Here is a 230-nt window from a genome sequence, read left to right on the forward strand (position 1 = left end):
CGATTGGGACGAAGTCGTAACAAGGTAGCCGTACCGGAAGGTGCGGCTGGATCACCTCCTTTCTAAGGAGCACCTTCCGACGAAAGTCGGTAAGGAGCCCGCACTGCCCGAATGTGGTGGTGGGGTGCTCAATGGCGGAGACACTGGCGAGTCTTTTCCTGGCAACGGCCGGGTTCTTCCTAGTACAGCTGCCTTCGGGTGGTGGGAACGGAGTCCTGGTGCGGCTGGGA

Annotated in this window: 1 rRNA gene; it reads left to right on the forward strand. The window is 60.4% G+C overall.

From position 1 onward, the window contains the following. Positions 1-62 (forward strand): 16S ribosomal RNA (locus ACLQ20_RS31380); the annotation flags it as partial. Positions 63-230: the final 168 nt, after the last annotated feature.

Origin of the sequence: Micromonospora sp. DT46, assembly GCF_049841735.1 — a bacterium.
Taxonomy (GTDB): domain Bacteria; phylum Actinomycetota; class Actinomycetes; order Mycobacteriales; family Micromonosporaceae; genus Micromonospora; species Micromonospora reichwaldensis.